Here is a 16,368-nt window from a genome sequence, read left to right as displayed (position 1 = left end):
TTTGCAGATTCATCAAAAAATAAGTTATGAGTGGAGAAAGTTTAGAAATTGTTCAAGAACAATACCAAGCTGGGAAGGCGGCTTTTGAGCGTGGTCAGTATCGCCAGTCAGTAGAATTTTTGGCTCAGGCTAGTGCTTTGGTCGATCGCAATACCCGCTTTGGTGGCGAGATCCAAATTTGGTTAGTTACTGCTTATGAAGCTGCGAATCAAAGACAAGAAGCGATCGCTCTTTGTAAACAATTAGACCGTCATCCCAGTTATGAAATTCGCCAACAAAGTCGCCGTTTATTGTATATTTTAGAGGCTCCCCAATTGAATCGCCGCCCAGAATGGCTGACCCAAATTCCCGATTTAGGTGCGATCGCCGATAATGAAAGTAAAATTCGCTTAGGTAAACCTGCGGCTGGGGGAAAATCCTCCTCTCGTTCTCTTTCTCCCCCGGAACCTGTAGACTTAAGTCAGGTAAATACCAAGGATAATCGCTTTATTTGGGTAGCATTGATTGGTGTTCTGTTAATATTGGGTAGTTTAGTCTGGTGGGGATTTTAAAGTTTTATCGTTAAAAGGAATAGGGAAAAAGTGCAGAATCAAAAGCCGAAAAGAAAAAATAAACTTCTCGTAATTTTGCCTTTAATTTTAGGTATTGTAACTTTCCTGACTGGCTGCGTACAGTATGATGTGGGAGTTAATTTTGCGGGACTTCATAAAGGTGAAATTGTCCAAAGTATTAAGTTAGAAGAACGACTCAAGAATTTCAACCCTGATACCTTTGACGAATGGTTAAATAGTATCGAAAATCGTGCTAAAAAGTTAGACGGAAAAGTTAAAAGAGTTTCGGAACAAGAATTAATTGTGACGATTCCTTTTAATAATGGCAAGGATTTACAGTCAAAGTATAACAACTTTTTTAATCCCGTGGAGGAGCAAAAGTACCAAAATCTTGCTAGTCAAGATGAAAACTTGCCAGAGTTTAAATCTAAGTTGCAGTTAAAACAAGGTAATTTTCTGTTTTGGGTACGCAACCATTTGATTTATGATTTGGATTTGCGATCGCTCTCCTTAGCCTCCAATAGTAACCTGAAAATCGATCCAAGTTCCCTATTTCAGTTAGAATTTAGCTTAAAAACTCCGAGAGTGGCACGAAGCATTATTAAAAGCGAGAATGCCATTAATCCCCAAATTAAAGCCGAAGGAAAACAGTTAACTTGGGAACTACAACCAGGGGAATTGAATCATTTAGAAGCGGTTTTTTGGCTTCCTAGTCCTTTGGGAATTGGAACTTTTGTAGTTGTCTTGTTTATCCTAGCCGGAAGATTTCTGAAATATCAAATATTAACTAATCCTGGCAAATCTAAACCACCCCAAGTTAGCCAAACTTAACTTTTCTGTCATGAATTGTTTACTTTTGACAGTCTCAACACTTAAAAAGCATGAAAGATAACCTGAGATATGGTACTCTCAAACGATGAGTTGTGCCAGTAAAAGGAGCAAGAATGCCGTAGGCGGTAGGATTAGTCAAAGTAAAAGATGCCACAAATAACAGTGGACAACCTAAAACACAAAATTATTTTCCAACCAACTTTCCCGAAGTAGGGACGGTTTGATGTACAATTCTATTCCCTAACCGACCTTCTGTATAGACAGTTCGTAGATCAACCCCCTTGCTTCTTTTCTGCTGGTACTGTCTACTAAAAGACGCAAGAAACAGTTTTTGAGGAGTTAAGAAATTGAAAAAAGTTGAAGCGATTATTCGACCATTCAAACTTGATGAAGTCAAGATAGCCTTAGTTAATGCAGGGATTGTCGGAATGACAGTTTCCGAAGTACGTGGTTTTGGTCGCCAGAAAGGTCAGACTGAACGTTACCGCGGTTCTGAGTACACTGTAGAATTTCTCCAAAAACTCAAGGTAGAGGTTGTGGTTGAAGACAATCAAGTGGATACGGTAGTTGATAAAATCATTGCCGCTGCTAGAACTGGAGAAATTGGAGATGGCAAAATTTTCATTTCGCCTGTAGAACAAGTAATTCGGATTCGTACAGGGGAAAAGAATACAGAAGCAATCTAAGGATTTTAATTTTTAGATTTTGGATTTTAGATTTGGGATTACCCATCTAAAATCTAAAATCTAAAATCTAAAATCTAATTTTTGTAACTTGGGTAGTAAGATTTTAAATGCTTTTCCCCGATGACTTACAGATTTTTTTACTTCTGGAGTCATTTCTGCAAAAGTTTTACCTTCTTCTGGAACATAAAAAACCGGATCGTAACCAAACCCATTATTACCTCGTGGAGAATGCAAGATTTCTCCTGGACAGATTCCTTCCGTTTCTAATGCAATGGAACCATCAGGGCGGGCGATCGCAATTGCACAAACAAACCTAGCTTCTCGATTTAACTCATTACCTAATTCAAATAATAATCTTTCAATTCTATCTCGATCGCTTTTACCATAGCGAGCCGAGTAAATTCCGGGTGCTCCTTCCAAAGCTGCTACTTCTAAACCAGAATCATCTGCGATCGCCCATTTTCCCATCGCTTTCGCCACTTGCGATGCTTTCAAACAAGCGTTTTCGCTGAAAGTTTCTCCGATTTCGTCAATTTCTAATTCGTCAGGTTTAAGTTGCAATTCTAAATCTAAATCTGTTAAGTAAGCTTGCATTTCTAACAACTTACCGGGATTACTTGTAGCAACTACTAATAAATTTGTCATTGGTTATTAGTCATTTGTCATTGGTTATTGGTTACTGGTCATTAGTCATTGGTTGAGCAACTAACTACTTATAAATGACTAATGACTAACGATTAATAACTAAACGGAATTTGCCCAATCATTCGCCCAATTCAGTCTTTTATGTACCTCATCAAGGTTAGCAGCTTCACAATATAAGCGCAAAACTGGTTCAGTACCACTAAAGCGAATCATTAGCCAACTACCATCAGCTAAACGGAACTTATAGCCATCAATTTTATTGCAATCAACTACTGATTGACCAGCAATTTCTTTAACTGGTTGATTTTGTAATTGCTGCAAAAGACGCGATCGGACATCCATACTAGCCAAAGGTAAATCAATGCGATCGTAAGCCGAACTAAAATTAGTTTTCTCCTGCAAATTTCGGTACAATTCGCTTAAATCTTTACCCGATTCTACCACTGCTTCGAGTACATATAAAGCCGATAACAAAGCATCTCTTTCAGGAATATGAGTGCCATATCCAATACCACCAGATTCTTCTCCACCGAGTAAAACGGAAGTTTCCAACATTCGATCGGCAATATATTTGTAGCCAACAGCAGTTTCAAATATTGGCAGTTGATAATGTGCTGCTACCTTGGGAATTAAATCCGAACCGCTGACAGTTTTCACTACTTCGCCGTTCATCCCTCTTTTAGTTGCCAAATGTTCAATTAAAATCGGAATTAATACCTGAGAACTTAAAAAGTTGCCTTGTCCATCCACAGCAGCAACGCGATCGCTATCTCCATCAAACACTAAACCAACTGATAAACTATCAGGATTATTTGCGCGATATTCTTTCATTACCTGGAAAAGTTTGCTCAAATATTTAGGTAAAGGTTCCGGTGCTCCACCTTCAAATAACGGATCGCGATCGCTGTTAATTTCTTTGACAGGTACGCCCAAAATTTGTTCAATTCCTGTAGCTGCGGCACCGTGCATTACATCAGCAAAAACTGTTAATTTACCTTCTTTAATTGCGCTACAAATTTGGTCAATATTTACCTTACTGCGTAATCCTTCGCAATAGCTAGGCCAGGGATTAAACATTTCTAATTTTCCCGGCTGTGCTGCTGGTGACAACTTCTCATCTAACAAAGCTTCTATTTGCTTAGTTACTTCTGGAGAAACCGATCCCCCAAAAGCACCTTTGACTTTTAAACCTAAATAGCTGCCAGGATTATGGCTAGCTGTGAGCACGATCGCACCCAAAGCATTAAACTTTTTCGCCGCCCAACTAAAAGCTGGAGTCGGCGCAAAAGTTTCGGTCAATAAAACATCAAATCCCATAGCACGAACCGCCTCTGCTGCTGTACGCGCAAAGGTTTCTGCCATAAAACGCCGATCGTGACCGACTATTACCGTGCGACTATTGGTATGATTACCATATTCTTTAGCTAGGACTTGAGCCGCGATCGGTGCTACCAAAGCGACGCGCTCAAAAGTAAAATCTGCTGCTATTACACCTCGCCAACCATCTGTTCCAAATTTAATTGGATTAACAGTAATTGGCACAAAGGAAGAGTGAACCGTCATTAATTTTGCCTCGCTTGCGATTGAGACGCTCACTTTTTAAGTTTATCTAATTCTGTATCCCACAAGCTATATTTTCTGTAATTTCCTCGCCCGGAATTGCAAATATTTTGTAAAGTTAAGTATTTAATGCTTTAAAAAAATTTTTATTTCAGTACTAGCTCGCCTAACTTGGTAACTAATATCACTAATTGTTGATAAAATTCCTTACTCTACAGTTGCTTTATCTGATATTTTTTTTAAACTAACTGGAATTTCGAGGATAAACTCTGTACCCTCACCTAATATAGATTGATAAGTCAAGTTACCTTGATGTTTTTCTACTACAATCTGATAACTAGTTAATAGTCCTAATCCGCTGCCTTTGCCTACTGGTTTAGTAGTAAAAAATGGATTAAATAACTGTTGTCTAATATTTTCAGGAATTCCTGTGCCGTTATCTTTAATTTTTACAATTACTGTTTGTCGATCGGTTAATTCAGTAATAATTAAGATTGTTGGTGTAGATGTATCACCAGCTGTTTCCCATTTAGCTTCTAAAGCATCGATCGCATTATTTAAAAGATTGAAAAAAACTTGATTCATTAAACTAGCATAACAAGTAATTACTGGTAATTTTCCATAGTTCTTTTCTACTTTAATTTCCCGATTTCGTTCCTCTTGGCGAAGTCTTTGCTGTAACAATACCAAAGCACTATCAATTCCTTGATGTAAATTTACAGGTTTCACATCTGATTCATTTAAGCGGGAAAAAATACGTAACGCTAAATTAATGGTCGAAATTCTTTCTGCTCCCGTTTGCATAGAATTCAGTACTTTCTTTACATCTTTAGCGATAAATTCTAGGTCAATATCTGCCAGTGCTGTTTGGACAGTTGGAGTTGGCTGAGGATACTCTTGTTGATAGATATTAATTAACTCTAATAAATCTTGAACATATTGACGAGCAAAATCAATATTACCCGCAATAAAACCAATGGAATTATTAACTTCATGTGCCATGCCAGCAGCTAACTGGCTTAAACTGAGCATTTTTTCCTTTTGAATTATTTGAGCTTGGGCAGTTTTTAGCTCTTCCAAGGCATTTTGCAGTTCGGTATTTTGCGATCGCAATTTATTTTGTAAATTTTTGATCGTCAACTGATTCTCAATCCGTGCCAAAACCTCTTCAATTTGAAAAGGTTTAGTAATATAATCAACACAACCCAAATGAAAAGCCTTCACTTTATCAGTTACATCATCCAAAGCACTAATAAAAATTATTGGTACTGACTTAGTTTTTTCATCACGCTTTAATTCCTGACAAACTTCATAGCCATTCATCATCGGCATATTAATATCTAATAAAACCAAGTCAGGCAAAACAGTTCTAATTGCAGTTAAAGCCATTTTCCCATTAATTGCCTTCCGCACATTATAACCTTGTTCTTGCAGCAGAGTAGATAAAAAACGAATATTATCTGGCGTATCATCCACAATCATAATGTCCGCTGCCAAAGAAGTTGCTAAATTACCATTCATTACACTGAACCAATGGAGAAAATACAAAAAGGATATGAAAAGCTCTGCTATTTGTTTAAAGCTAGCACAACTGTTTAATACTTTATTCTGTCGTTATATTCTACGCAGTTAATCAATAAACCAGGATAAAAATTAAAAAACCCCCAAATTTGGGGGAAATGAAAATTTTGGTCAGCTTTAGTAAGCATCCTGTAACTCGTAAAATTCAGGAGAGACGTAATCTTTACGTAAAGGCCAACCTACCCAATCTTCAGGCATTAATAACCGCTTCAAATTCGGGTGTCCTTCGTAAACGATTCCGTACATATCGTAAGTTTCCCGTTCTTGCCAGTCGGCGCTTGCCCAAATCCAATACACTGAAGGCACTTTGGGGTTTTCTCTGGGCAAAAATACCTTGATTCTTACTTCTTCTGGGCGATCGGCATCATCACTAAGTTTAATCAGATTGTAAAAACTGACCAACTCTTCTCCAGGGCCCACATCATAACCACCTTGACACTGAAGGTAATTAAATCCGTAAGCATACAAAGCGGTAGCCAAAGGAATCAAGAAATCAGCTTCCACCTTAATGATTTCGATACCGCGAGGATCTGGTTCTAAAGACTCATGTGCAAAACCATTTTCCGTCAACCAGCGAGAAACTTTACCTGCTTCTACCAGAGTTGAATTTTCTGGGGTTTGAGATTCATCAGCCACGGGAAACCTCCTTTTCTGTTGCTTTCAGGGCTGGTGGTACAGGCATACCCATAGCTTCAGTCAATTCTTTTGGTGGGTTGTAGCGAGTATCGGATTGGAGATACTTACCATCTAAGATTACTGGTACAGCTTTCATTTTGTGAGTGGTGCTGTAGTAACGGTGAGTTTGAGTGAGTTTTCCCCGTTCCTGTATGGAATCGTTGCTAATTTTCTTCCGCAGTTTGACGATCGCATCCATAATCGCTTCAGGACGTGGAGGACAGCCAGGGATATAAACATCCACCGGAATCAGCTTATCCACACCCCGTACAGCTGTCGGAGAATCAACGCTAAACATTCCGCCCGTAATTGTACAAGCACCCATTGCGATTACATACTTAGGTTCCGGCATTTGCTCGTACAAACGAACCAAAGCCGGAGCCATTTTCATGGTAATCGTACCTGCGGTAATAATTAAATCAGCTTGACGAGGAGTAGCACGGGGGACAAGACCGAAGCGATCGAAGTCAAACCGAGAACCAATCATCGCCGCAAATTCAATAAAGCAGCAAGCCGTACCAAACATTAAAGGCCAAAGACTCGAAAGCCTAGCCCAATTGTAAAGGTCATCAACCGTAGTTAAAATGACATTCTCGGAAAGTTCTTGAGTAACAGAAGTCCGCTCAACTGGATTGAGAATCTTTTCTTTTAGCTGTTGCTCAAAATTGGGATCTATATTTGTGAGATTTGAATTCATGACCATTCCAAGGCTCCTTTACGCCATGCGTACACCAAAGCAACCACTAAAATCGCAATAAAGATCAGTGCTTCAATAAAGGCTAGAAGTCCCAAACGATTAAAGGCGACAGCCCAAGGGTAAAGAAAAACCGTCTCCACATCAAAGACCACGAAGACCAAGGCAAACATATAGTAGCGAATGTTGAATTGAATCCAGGCTCCGCCAATTGGTTCCATCCCTGATTCATAAGTAGTACGACGCTCTGGACCGCGACGGCTGGGGCGCAGTAGTTTCGATGCAGTCAGAGCTAAAACTGGGACTAGGCTGCAAATGATTAGAAAGCCTAGTAAATATTCATAGCCGCTAAGAACAAACACAATTAGTTGCTACCACTTTGGCAAAAGGACATTTGTTACTTATTTTTACAGATAATTCGTTCTTCGGGATGCCTCAGTTTGCTTATGAAAACCATAAGTACCCAGATCACCGACTTCTTCAAGAAGTGGGGAGTCTAGATTTCCTCATCTTCTCGGTCAGAAAGAAATAATATGTCATAATCTGTAACAGAGATTTTAAGGTTTCTCCTTCTTTTCTAATAATCCAAAGTGAGCAATGACCAACCAAGCTGTTGATCCGAATACATTGGATCGATATGAGTGTAACGCCTGCGGCTATGTTTATGAGCCGGAAAAGGGAGACAACAAGAACGATATTCCGGCGGGGACTCCCTTTGAGCAATTGCCAGAAAATTGGCGCTGTCCGGTTTGTGGCGTGCGGCAATCTGCATTCCAAAACATTGGGCCAAAAGGAACTGCATCGGGATTTAAGTCTAATTACGGCTACGGCTTAGGTGTCAATACTCTTACACCCACACAAAAGAATCTCCTGATTTTTGGTGGCTTGGCACTGGCCTTTTTGTTTTTCCTCAGTCTGTATGGATTACAATGATTTGGCTTGGGCAGGATTTCGGCTCAAGCTAATTAAGCTCCTCGATGCCGTAAGATAAAAAATTGACTGATTTTTAGAAGATGAGAAAGTCTGGCAGAAAAAGTAAGCAAGACGATTTAGAGAATATTGGGAAAAAATGCGATCGCTATTGAGAAATTTGCAAAAATTAGGAGTGCTGCTAGCAGTTGTCCTCCTTTGTGTAGCTTGTAGTAAAGTACCGACTGTCAGTGACAACCCTTGGGAAGTCCTCTATTTACCCACAGAAAGCAACCTGTCGGATGTTGCTTTTACCAGCGACAAAAATCACGGCTGGATAGTGGGAAGTAACACCACTTTGCTGGAAAGCACTGATAGTGGCAAAACTTGGCAACCAAAAATTTTAGATTTAGGTGAGCAAAAGTACCGTTTCAGTTCAATCAGTTTTTCTGGCAAAGAAGGCTGGATTGCTGGACAACCTTCACTGTTGCTACACACTACTGATGAAGGACAATCTTGGTCAAGGATTACTTTAAGCGAAAAGCTCCCTGGTAATCCTAACACCATACTTGCTCTCGGCTCTGACTCCGCGGAAATGACCACCGATGTCGGCGCAATTTACCGGACAAATGATGGTGGTAAAACCTGGAAAGCAATGGTGGCTGAAGCTGTCGGTGTGGTGCGGAATATCTCCCGTTCTCCTGATGGTAAGTATGTGGCGGTTTCCTCAAGGGGAAATTTTTACTCTACTTGGGAACCAGGACAAGGTGCTTGGGTTCAGCATAACCGCAATAGTTCCCGCCGAGTGCAAAACATGGGTTTCACTAGGGATGGTAGATTGTGGATGTTAGCCCGTGGTGGTCAACTGCAATTTACTGACCCTGAAGATCCCGAAGTATGGTTAGATGCTGATTATCCCGAATTTTCTACTAGCTGGGGTTTGCTGGATTTAGCTTTTCGCACCCCGGAAGAAGTTTGGGTAGCTGGCGGTAGCGGGAATTTACTTCGCAGCTTAGATGCTGGGAAAACCTGGGAAAAAGACCGTCAGGTAGAAGATGTACCTTCTAATCTTTATCGAATCGTGTTTCTGAGTCCAGAGCAAGGATTTATTATTGGTCAGAATGGCACAGTGCTGAAATACAATCCTAATATTGTCGGCGCAGCTTAAACATTCTTACTCTTGTCTTGTGAGAACGTTTAATATTTCGTATCATTTGTTTAAGGTTTGATCTTGTTGTCGGAGGAAGAAGAATGGCAGGTACTACTGGAGAGCGTCCGTTTTCGGACATTGTTACTAGTATTCGTTATTGGGTAATTCACAGCATTACTATCCCGATGTTGTTCATCGCGGGTTGGCTGTTTGTCAGCACTGGGTTAGCTTATGATGCTTTTGGTACTCCCCGTCCTGATGAGTACTATACTCAAACTCGTCAAGAATTGCCGATCATTAACGATCGATATCAAGCGAAAGACCAAATTCAAGAATTTTCTGGTAAGTAGTTTTCCATCATTGGTTTTGAAATATGAATACTCCATCGAATCAACCTGTTTCTTATCCAATTTTTACTGTGAGATGGCTGGCTGTACATACACTGGCTGTTCCTACAGTTTTCTTCCTGGGCGCGATCGCCGCTATGCAATTTATTCAACGCTAGGAGAAACTAATGCCTTCTCGTACCCCTAATCCTAATAATCAACCAGTTGAGTTAAACCGGACTTCTCTTTATTTGGGTTTGCTCTTGGTTTTCGTTCTCGGTTTGTTGTTCTCCAGTTATTTCTTTAACTAACTGGTAGTCAATTGATTTTCACTGATACTCGGTTTCAAAAATTAAAAGTTGTTGCTGTTTCAAGAGGAGGTAATACTATGTCTGGAAGTGGAAGAATTCCTTTGTGGATTGTTGCTACTGTAGCAGGTTTAGGCGTAATCGGTGTTGTGGGCATTTTCTTTTATGGTGCCTACGCTGGTTTAGGTTCTTCTTTGTAAGAATTGTCTCAATTTAGATTTAGATGTTTGTCAAAAAACCGCTTTTCCTAATTTTAGGAAAAGCGGTTTTTCAACTTATCTGGGGACTGGGGACTGGGGACTGGGGACTGGGGACTGGGGACTAGGAAAGTTTTGAGTTTTGAGTTAGGAAGAGTTTGGGGAGTTTTAAGTTTTAAATTCTCCTGTGCCCCTCTGCCCCTCTGCCCCCCTGCTCCTCTGCCCCCCTGCCCCTCTGCCCCCCTGCCCCTCTGCCCCCCTGCCCCCCTGCCCCTCTGCCCCTCTGCCCCCCTGCCCCCCTGCCTTTCAAAGAGTATTGAGATCGTCTTCCGAGAACTGAGGTAAGTCTGGGGGAACGACGCTGCGATTAATTTGGGCTTTACGGCTTTCTTGTTTGGTGGAAATGTCGGAGGAAATGGCTTCAAAGCGGATTTCTAAACAACCGAAGGGAACTGTCATTTGAAAAGTGGTTTCTAAGTTTCCCCAAGCGTCGAGATAAAAATCGCCTAACCAACGTGGGCCTTCTACGAGCGATCGCGTTTGCAAATCTACCACCCAAAACTTAACGCCGAGTCGAGGTTGCCTCATGGGGACTTTGACTCGCAATCGAATTTGTTGTCCTGCGGTTAATTCTCCTTCTGGTACTTCTAATTCTGGTGTTGGTAAAGCTTCTGCTTCTGTTTCATCAACAGAACTTTCCCCTAGCGAACTCAGACTATTTTCCGATTTTCCTGGTAGAAGTGCTGGTGGTTCTTCTTCCTCTACGACAAACTCCATTGCGGCTAATTCAGCATCCGGGCCAGTATAAATTGCAGCTGGAGTTTCAGTTTTTTCTTCTATTTCTTCAAATTCTTCAAAAACCGGATCTTTGCTTAATTCAGTGGATAATTCGGCATCGGCAGCGATCGCATTTAACCGCGACCAAAAACGCTCTTCTAATTTTAAAGATTGAAAAGCTGTATCAATATTACTTGATTCGATCGCTGTTGTATCTGTCTCCTCATCAACAGTAACTTGGTCGGCAATTTCTGCTGTTTCTGTTTCTGTTTCGTTAGTAGTATTTTCTTCTGTTAATGATGCTGTTTCTGTTTCTGTTTCTGTGGTTTCGGGAGTTGTTTCAGTTATTAATTCTGGTTCTGGTATAGGATTGACAAAATTACCAAAGCTGGGCAATTCTAGCTTTTTAATCGGGTTTCTTACCAAGTCTGGTTGATAGAGTTGTGGGGGCAAAATTTGCTTACCACCGGGTTGAAAACTTGAAATATTAAGATTGGTGGGTGTAATTGCTTGGTTATAAGTACCCAGGTCTAAAGTTGCTGATTTAGATTGATTTGAGGATAGTTCTAATACTTCTGTTTCTTGGAAATTATCAGCGATCGCACTCAGTAGATCGTCCAAATTTCCGGTAATACTAAAAGATCTACTTGCCAAAACTAAAGGAGAATCACTTGCTGTTTCTGGCAGGTCATAAATAGTCACTTCACCTAGCAGTAAATGGGTTTTACTTTGGGGGGGAATGTGAATATTACAAGCAAAAGTAAAGGGGATTTCCTGTTCTGTAATTTGCTGCTGACGTTCTGCTAAAATTTGTCCGTTTTGGGGATCGCGCAGACGAATTCGCATTTCTCCTGTTAATGCTACTTTTGTTTCAGTTTCCCGATCTTCTGTATCTGGTAGCTCCAAATAACCTGATAAAGTAATAGACTGTCCCGCACGCGCCATGTATGTTTCCTGCTTGAGGGTTAAGCGTAAGGGGTAAGAATCAGGAGTTGCTGACTTGACACTAGAAACTGGATTTTTAGATTGATGAGAAAAGGTTAAATCGCCAATTCTTCCTTGGGTTTCTTCTCCCGTAAAACTGTAATTCGCTGCTTCTGGTTGCGGATCTGGGGGCAAAATATTTAATTTTAGACTTTTTTGCCAAGGTTCGCCCATTAAATCTTCAAATAAATCTGGCAAACAGCGAAACTCCCAAATTCCGGGAGTGAGATCGGTAAAAGGAATCAGCACCATTAACCCTTCGGAGTTGATGCGACGCGATCGCTTTTGTAACCTCCGTTTCGGTGGGTTTTCGTGAATTGAATGGTGAACGATCCGAATATCTATATCAGTATCCGCACGGTTAGAACGCACTACGAGACGATACCTGCCTGGAGGAAGTTCAACTTCCGGTGATTTCAGGGATTGCCAAGAGCGATCGTTTTGTTTTTGAATCAGAAATTCCCAGTATTCCATCGGTAGCCGGAAAGATAGCGCCAATCACCCTTAATCGTAGACTAGGGAAGGTTACAGAGCAATTGTTTGTTGGTTGTATGGCACAAGGCAGCCAAGAAAAGAAACACAAAAAGCCCTTTGAAACATTCTTTGAGAGTTGTGTTCTCTCGGTGGGAACTATATAAACAGAAAGAATTTACCTGTTGAAACTATGATTCCTCCTTCATCAGATAACCACAATCAATATCCAAGGGTATCGTACCCGTCTCACCACACCTTGCAAAAAACATCTAGAAAATTGGGCTTTTTTATGGTCAGAACAAAGATTATTTTAGGCTATGCGCTGGCAGTTAGTATCCCAGTAATCGGAGCATTGGCTGGATTGATGGTAGGAAATCACTATCAGGAGGAGGCAACTAAAAAATTAACTACAACTTATCACGAACAAAAGCTTCTGAATAACTTACAAGTTACAATTCTAAAAAATCGGCCTGCAAAAGAATTGGCACCTTTTGTGGAAAATTCCGAGGCTTTTCAACAAGCAAGTGACAAGATGCTTGCCCGAGTGAGCTACCTTCAGATGTTAGTGAGTCAACTAGAGGTGGCAAAAACCAGAGCAGTAATCAATTTTAATCCGCAGTTGCAAGAATACCAGAAGACTTTAGCCACATTCTCTCAAGATTTGGAAATGATAGTACAGAAAAGCCAGTTATTTCAAGAATCAAATAACAAAGATTTTCTGGAGCAACACATTTTGGAATTAGTTAAAAGTGGTAGTTTTGCTCAGCTTATTCAATTTGCAGATCGGATCGATCGGGTAACAGTTGAAGTAGATAAAGATATATTGATAGCTCAAAATGCTAAACAGCAAGCTGAAATTTTGCGAATGCAAATCATGCTAGCTAGTCTTATTGCTTCAGTTATTGCTGCCAGCTTGTTGGCATTTTTTACCAGTCGGGCTATCTCTCGTCCTTTAGAATCTATTGGGAACGTGGCACAACAAGTAACTCGTGATGGAAACACAAATTTGAGAGCTACTGTTTTTACTAATGATGAGATGGGTACGCTGGCAAATGCTCTCAATCAATTAATTGAGTGGATTGCTACCTATACTCAAGAGCTTAAAGATACTCAAATCCATTTAGTACAAGCAGAAAAAATGTCGAGTTTAGGTCAACTCGTTGCTGGAGTTGCCCATGAAATTAACAATCCTGTCAATTTTATTCATGGCAACATTTCCCATATTGATGTCTACATTCAAGATCTTCTTAGGGTTATAGAGGCGTATCAATCTCATTATCCAAATTCACCTGCAACCCTGCAAGAATTACTAGATGATATAGAACTCGATTTTATAAGTAAAGACCTAATTAAAATCCTGCAATCAATGAAAGTTGGAACCGATCGGATTCGGCAAATTGTCTTATCTCTTCGCAACTTTTCTCGCCTTGATGAATCTGAATTTAAAGCTGTCGATCTGCATGAAGGCATCGATAACACATTGCTAATTTTGCAACATCGTCTCCAGGCAAAATCGGAAGTTGCGATCGCTCAGGTTGTTAAGGATTACAATCATTTGCCGTTAGTTGAATGTTATCCCGGACAACTCAATCAGGTATTTATGAATTTATTAGTAAATGCTATTGATACACTCGAAGAACGCAGACAACAACAGCGGAAAGACAATCAACCAATACAGCCCGGTACTATTTGGATTTCCACTCAGTTAATGCCGGAAAATCAGGTACGGATTACGATCGCAGACAATGGTTTAGGTATGTCGGAAACTGTCAAGTCGCGAATTTTCGATCCTTTCTTCACAACGAAGTTAGCTGGTAAAGGAACGGGCTTGGGTTTGTCCATCAGCTACCAAATTATTACAGAAAAGCATAACGGCAAGATTTGGTGTGATTCTACGCCGGAAAATGGTACTAAATTTGTGTTGGAAATTCCAGTCTGTCAACTTACTAAAAGAAATGTTGAGAGCCACCTAGCTTCAGCAGGTGGATGAAAACGCTAAAAAGCAATTATCCCAATATTGCTCGGTGAAGAGTAGAGGCGAAGATAAAATTTTTCCAGCATAACTGCATAAGTCCTTTTCGCCCAGACATATAGAGGAGTAGACCAGGAAAAAATCTTTCTTCAACTGACTTCGGCTTAAGGACTATGAAATTTAATTTTAAACATCTCAGCTTAATTCCCTTAACCTTAGTAATTGCTTTGGGTAGTCCAGTTTCGGCAATTACAACTGTCAAAACCCCTCTAATGCAAGCGCAAGCAGATAATTCTAAGTTAGAAGCAGCAATTCAATTGTATGAACAGGGATTAGAACAGTACAAACAAAAACAATTTTCGGCAGCATTAGCAAGTTTCACTCAAGTTTTAGAAATGATGCGAAAACTTGGGTACAGCAAGGGAGAAATGTTAACTCTTTATAGATTGGCGATGATTTACGAAGATTTGCAAGATTATCCCCAAGCGCAAACTGCTTATGAAAAGGCGCTGGTAATTAGCCGGAAGTTGAACGATCGCTTTAATGAAGCTTCCTACTTAGATTATTTGGGTGTAGTTTATCGCCAACAAAAAAATTATGCACAAGCTGTGGATTATCATCAACAATCTTTAGCTCTTTTTCGGCAATTAAAATCTCCTCGCAGTGAAGCGATCGTTCTCCGTAATTTAGGTGTAGCTTACCTGAGACAAGAAGGATATGAAAAAGCATTAAACAGTTTTCAAACAGCTTTAAAACTTGAAAATTCCTTGAGTCAGCCCAGAAGTAAAGCGGTTACTTACTACATGATTGGTTTAACTTACAGTTATCTGAATCGCCAACAACAAGCTATGGATTCCTATCAAGAAGCTTTGTCTTTGTTCCGGCAAGTTGGAGATGAAGAGGCTACGCAACAAACTCTGCGGCAAATTCGTGAAGTCCAACAAGCATTGTCTCGTGTTGGATAGTAAACTTTAGCGGAAAAACTTCCGCTAATGTCACAATCCTTAACGGATTTTATCGGTACGTTGTTGCGTTTCAGTGCTAAAGGCTAACAACGTACTTTTTAATTTGCCAGCTTGTAGGGTAAAATAGGTGAATATGTGACATTTTTTCAGAATTCCCTGGATTTTCAGGCACAGATTAAGTCAATTGATCGGTTACAAGGTAATATTTATCTTGAGATCGTCAAGGCAATTCCTAAAGTACTAGGTTTTCACTCAATGAACTTTCCTCTGGCGCGACAATATTTCTACAGAGAGATTCATCAAGCTGAGAAAAACATTAATCTGGCAAAAGCAGCTTTGTATATTGCTCAGGAAGAGTATTCTGACATGAATCCAGAGGAATATCTTAATGCTTTGGATACAATGGCAGGTGAAGTTGAGGAACGTTTACCCAGCGAACCTTATCCGTTACGGATTATTCAATGTATTAATAATTATCTTTATGAGGATTTGGGTTTTATTGGTAATAGTGATGATTATTATGACCCACGTAATAGTTATTTAAATCAAGTAATTGAACGGAAAACTGGGATTCCCATTAGTCTTTCTTTAGTTTATTTGGAAATTGCTCAACGCATCGATTTTCCGATGGTAGGTATTGGAATGCCAGGTCATTTTTTAATTCGTCCAGATTTTCCTGGTGTGGGAATTTATGTGGATGCTTTTAATCGAGGGGAAATTTTATTTGAGCAAGATTGCGAACAAAGATTAAGTCAAATTTATCAGCAACCTGTAATTATTTCTCCGGGGTTATTAGAACCTGTAACTCCGCGACGTTTTTTGTCAAGAATGCTGATGAATTTGAAGATGATTTATCTTAATCGTGGGGAATGGCTGAAAGCTTTGGCAAGTATTGAACGGATTTTATTGCTATTTCCGGGGACTGCGACTGAATTGCGCGATCGCGGTTTACTCTATTACCAAATTGGCGATTTAGCATCGGCTTGTCAAGATTTAGAAAGTTATTTGATCCAGGTTCCTAATGCTGAAGATGCTAGTTTTATTCGACAATTAGTAGCACAGATTCGCGAAAATTTGCCTTAA

At 40.1% G+C, this 16,368-nt stretch carries 19 protein-coding genes; 12 read left to right on the top strand and 7 right to left on the bottom strand.

All coding sequences use genetic code 11. The features are described from left to right. Nucleotides 1-26: 26 nt before the first annotated feature. The 3 genes from ACE1B6_RS18410 (at nt 27) to ACE1B6_RS18400 (ending at nt 2,068) form a co-directional block, all read left to right on the top strand. Nucleotides 27-551 carry a hypothetical protein gene (locus ACE1B6_RS18410; protein ID WP_413258708.1) on the top strand — a complete coding sequence of 175 codons (525 nt, stop codon included), beginning with the start codon at nt 27-29 and terminating at the stop codon, nt 549-551. Nucleotides 552-581: 30 nt separating this feature from the next. After that, entirely contained in the window at nt 582-1,382 is an 801-nt protein-coding gene (locus ACE1B6_RS18405; protein ID WP_413258707.1) for a DUF3153 domain-containing protein, read from the top strand. 347 nt (nt 1,383-1,729) lie between these two features. After that, nucleotides 1,730-2,068: a P-II family nitrogen regulator gene (locus ACE1B6_RS18400; RefSeq protein WP_413258706.1), complete on the top strand. Its 339-nt coding sequence runs from the start codon at nt 1,730-1,732 to the stop codon at nt 2,066-2,068. A gap of 60 nt (nt 2,069-2,128) precedes the next feature. Here the strand turns inward: ACE1B6_RS18400 and rdgB are convergent, their stop codons facing one another. The 6 genes from rdgB to ndhC all read right to left on the bottom strand — a co-directional run bounded on the left by rdgB (nt 2,129) and on the right by ndhC (nt 7,585). After that, on the bottom strand, nt 2,129-2,713 hold the full coding sequence (rdgB, locus tag ACE1B6_RS18395; RefSeq protein WP_413258705.1) for an RdgB/HAM1 family non-canonical purine NTP pyrophosphatase: 585 nt from the start codon (nt 2,711-2,713) through the stop codon (nt 2,129-2,131). 99 nt (nt 2,714-2,812) lie between these two features. Beyond that, complete coding sequence (locus ACE1B6_RS18390; protein ID WP_413258704.1) at nt 2,813-4,276, bottom strand: phosphoglucomutase/phosphomannomutase family protein; 1,464 nt, start codon at nt 4,274-4,276, stop codon at nt 2,813-2,815. Nucleotides 4,277-4,480: 204 nt separating this feature from the next. Then, nucleotides 4,481-5,794: a sensor histidine kinase gene (locus ACE1B6_RS18385; protein WP_413258703.1), complete on the bottom strand. Its 1,314-nt coding sequence runs from the start codon at nt 5,792-5,794 to the stop codon at nt 4,481-4,483. A 177-nt stretch (nt 5,795-5,971) separates the two neighbouring features. Further along, a complete protein-coding gene (locus ACE1B6_RS18380) occupies nt 5,972-6,490 on the bottom strand; it encodes an NAD(P)H-quinone oxidoreductase subunit J (RefSeq protein WP_413258702.1) in 519 nt (172 codons plus the stop codon). Continuing rightward, complete coding sequence (locus tag ACE1B6_RS18375; RefSeq protein ID WP_413258701.1) at nt 6,483-7,226, bottom strand: NADH dehydrogenase subunit K; 744 nt, start codon at nt 7,224-7,226, stop codon at nt 6,483-6,485. The genes ACE1B6_RS18380 and ACE1B6_RS18375 overlap by 8 nt, the downstream gene beginning before the upstream one ends. Continuing rightward, nucleotides 7,223-7,585 (bottom strand): photosynthetic/respiratory NAD(P)H-quinone oxidoreductase subunit C, encoded by a 363-nt coding sequence (gene ndhC, locus ACE1B6_RS18370; RefSeq protein ID WP_413258700.1) that lies wholly within the window; start codon nt 7,583-7,585, stop codon nt 7,223-7,225. The genes ACE1B6_RS18375 and ndhC overlap by 4 nt, the downstream gene beginning before the upstream one ends. Nucleotides 7,586-7,820: 235 nt before the next feature. Here ndhC and ACE1B6_RS18365 point away from each other — a divergent pair, with 235 nt between their 5' ends. The 6 genes from ACE1B6_RS18365 to ACE1B6_RS18340 all read left to right on the top strand — a co-directional run bounded on the left by ACE1B6_RS18365 (nt 7,821) and on the right by ACE1B6_RS18340 (nt 10,116). After that, on the top strand, nt 7,821-8,156 hold the full coding sequence (locus ACE1B6_RS18365) for a rubredoxin (protein ID WP_413258699.1): 336 nt from the start codon (nt 7,821-7,823) through the stop codon (nt 8,154-8,156). 136 nt (nt 8,157-8,292) lie between these two features. Next, nucleotides 8,293-9,300 carry a photosynthesis system II assembly factor Ycf48 gene (locus tag ACE1B6_RS18360; RefSeq protein ID WP_413258698.1) on the top strand — a complete coding sequence of 336 codons (1,008 nt, stop codon included), beginning with the start codon at nt 8,293-8,295 and terminating at the stop codon, nt 9,298-9,300. An 83-nt stretch (nt 9,301-9,383) separates the two neighbouring features. Continuing rightward, on the top strand, nt 9,384-9,632 hold the full coding sequence (gene psbE, locus ACE1B6_RS18355; RefSeq protein WP_193980580.1) for a cytochrome b559 subunit alpha: 249 nt from the start codon (nt 9,384-9,386) through the stop codon (nt 9,630-9,632). Between the two features lie 23 nt (nt 9,633-9,655). After that, complete coding sequence (psbF, locus tag ACE1B6_RS18350) at nt 9,656-9,787, top strand: cytochrome b559 subunit beta (RefSeq protein WP_193980582.1); 132 nt, start codon at nt 9,656-9,658, stop codon at nt 9,785-9,787. Between the two features lie 9 nt (nt 9,788-9,796). Then, nucleotides 9,797-9,919 (top strand): photosystem II reaction center protein L, encoded by a 123-nt coding sequence (locus ACE1B6_RS18345; protein WP_413258697.1) that lies wholly within the window; start codon nt 9,797-9,799, stop codon nt 9,917-9,919. A 77-nt stretch (nt 9,920-9,996) separates the two neighbouring features. Beyond that, on the top strand, nt 9,997-10,116 hold the full coding sequence (locus ACE1B6_RS18340) for a photosystem II reaction center protein J (protein WP_413258696.1): 120 nt from the start codon (nt 9,997-9,999) through the stop codon (nt 10,114-10,116). A 303-nt stretch (nt 10,117-10,419) separates the two neighbouring features. On the opposite strand, the gene ACE1B6_RS18335 is transcribed toward ACE1B6_RS18340, so the two are convergent. Beyond that, the gene (locus ACE1B6_RS18335; RefSeq protein ID WP_413258695.1) at nt 10,420-12,348 is read right to left on the bottom strand and encodes a hypothetical protein; all 1,929 of its coding nucleotides are present in this window, start codon (nt 12,346-12,348) and stop codon (nt 10,420-10,422) included. A gap of 289 nt (nt 12,349-12,637) precedes the next feature. Between ACE1B6_RS18335 and ACE1B6_RS18330 the strand changes: the two genes are divergently transcribed. From ACE1B6_RS18330 to ACE1B6_RS18320, 3 genes are all read left to right on the top strand, one after another. Further along, nucleotides 12,638-14,338 carry a sensor histidine kinase gene (locus tag ACE1B6_RS18330; RefSeq protein ID WP_413258694.1) on the top strand — a complete coding sequence of 567 codons (1,701 nt, stop codon included), beginning with the start codon at nt 12,638-12,640 and terminating at the stop codon, nt 14,336-14,338. 155 nt (nt 14,339-14,493) lie between these two features. Then, nucleotides 14,494-15,285, top strand: coding sequence for a tetratricopeptide repeat protein (locus ACE1B6_RS18325; RefSeq protein ID WP_413258693.1), 792 nt, complete (start codon nt 14,494-14,496; stop codon nt 15,283-15,285). Nucleotides 15,286-15,540: 255 nt separating this feature from the next. Then, nucleotides 15,541-16,368, top strand: coding sequence for a SirB1 family protein (locus ACE1B6_RS18320; RefSeq protein WP_413258793.1), 828 nt, complete (start codon nt 15,541-15,543; stop codon nt 16,366-16,368).

Source organism: Floridaenema fluviatile BLCC-F154 (genome assembly GCF_041929135.1).
Classification (GTDB): Bacteria; Cyanobacteriota; Cyanobacteriia; order Cyanobacteriales; family Aerosakkonemataceae; genus Floridanema; species Floridanema fluviatile.
Note: the sequence above shows the minus strand (reverse complement) of the source record. Positions and strands in the feature narration are given on the sequence as shown.

Excerpts from the sequence above, each read along its gene's own strand:
- ACE1B6_RS18410 (WP_413258708.1), top strand. The coding sequence starts at position 27 with ATGAGTGGAGAAAGTTTAGAAATTGTTCAAGAACAATACCAAGCTGGG.
- rdgB (WP_413258705.1), bottom strand. The coding sequence starts at position 2,713 with ATGACAAATTTATTAGTAGTTGCTACAAGTAATCCCGGTAAGTTGTTA.
- ACE1B6_RS18390 (WP_413258704.1), bottom strand. The coding sequence starts at position 4,276 with ATGACGGTTCACTCTTCCTTTGTGCCAATTACTGTTAATCCAATTAAA.
- ACE1B6_RS18385 (WP_413258703.1), bottom strand. The coding sequence starts at position 5,794 with ATGAATGGTAATTTAGCAACTTCTTTGGCAGCGGACATTATGATTGTG.
- ACE1B6_RS18375 (WP_413258701.1), bottom strand. The coding sequence starts at position 7,226 with ATGAATTCAAATCTCACAAATATAGATCCCAATTTTGAGCAACAGCTA.
- ACE1B6_RS18365 (WP_413258699.1), top strand. The coding sequence starts at position 7,821 with ATGACCAACCAAGCTGTTGATCCGAATACATTGGATCGATATGAGTGT.
- ACE1B6_RS18360 (WP_413258698.1), top strand. The coding sequence starts at position 8,293 with ATGCGATCGCTATTGAGAAATTTGCAAAAATTAGGAGTGCTGCTAGCA.
- psbE (WP_193980580.1), top strand. The coding sequence starts at position 9,384 with ATGGCAGGTACTACTGGAGAGCGTCCGTTTTCGGACATTGTTACTAGT.
- psbF (WP_193980582.1), top strand. The coding sequence starts at position 9,656 with ATGAATACTCCATCGAATCAACCTGTTTCTTATCCAATTTTTACTGTG.
- ACE1B6_RS18345 (WP_413258697.1), top strand. The coding sequence starts at position 9,797 with ATGCCTTCTCGTACCCCTAATCCTAATAATCAACCAGTTGAGTTAAAC.
- ACE1B6_RS18340 (WP_413258696.1), top strand. The coding sequence starts at position 9,997 with ATGTCTGGAAGTGGAAGAATTCCTTTGTGGATTGTTGCTACTGTAGCA.
- ACE1B6_RS18335 (WP_413258695.1), bottom strand. The coding sequence starts at position 12,348 with ATGGAATACTGGGAATTTCTGATTCAAAAACAAAACGATCGCTCTTGG.
- ACE1B6_RS18330 (WP_413258694.1), top strand. The coding sequence starts at position 12,638 with ATGGTCAGAACAAAGATTATTTTAGGCTATGCGCTGGCAGTTAGTATC.
- ACE1B6_RS18325 (WP_413258693.1), top strand. The coding sequence starts at position 14,494 with ATGAAATTTAATTTTAAACATCTCAGCTTAATTCCCTTAACCTTAGTA.
- ACE1B6_RS18320 (WP_413258793.1), top strand. The coding sequence starts at position 15,541 with ATGAACTTTCCTCTGGCGCGACAATATTTCTACAGAGAGATTCATCAA.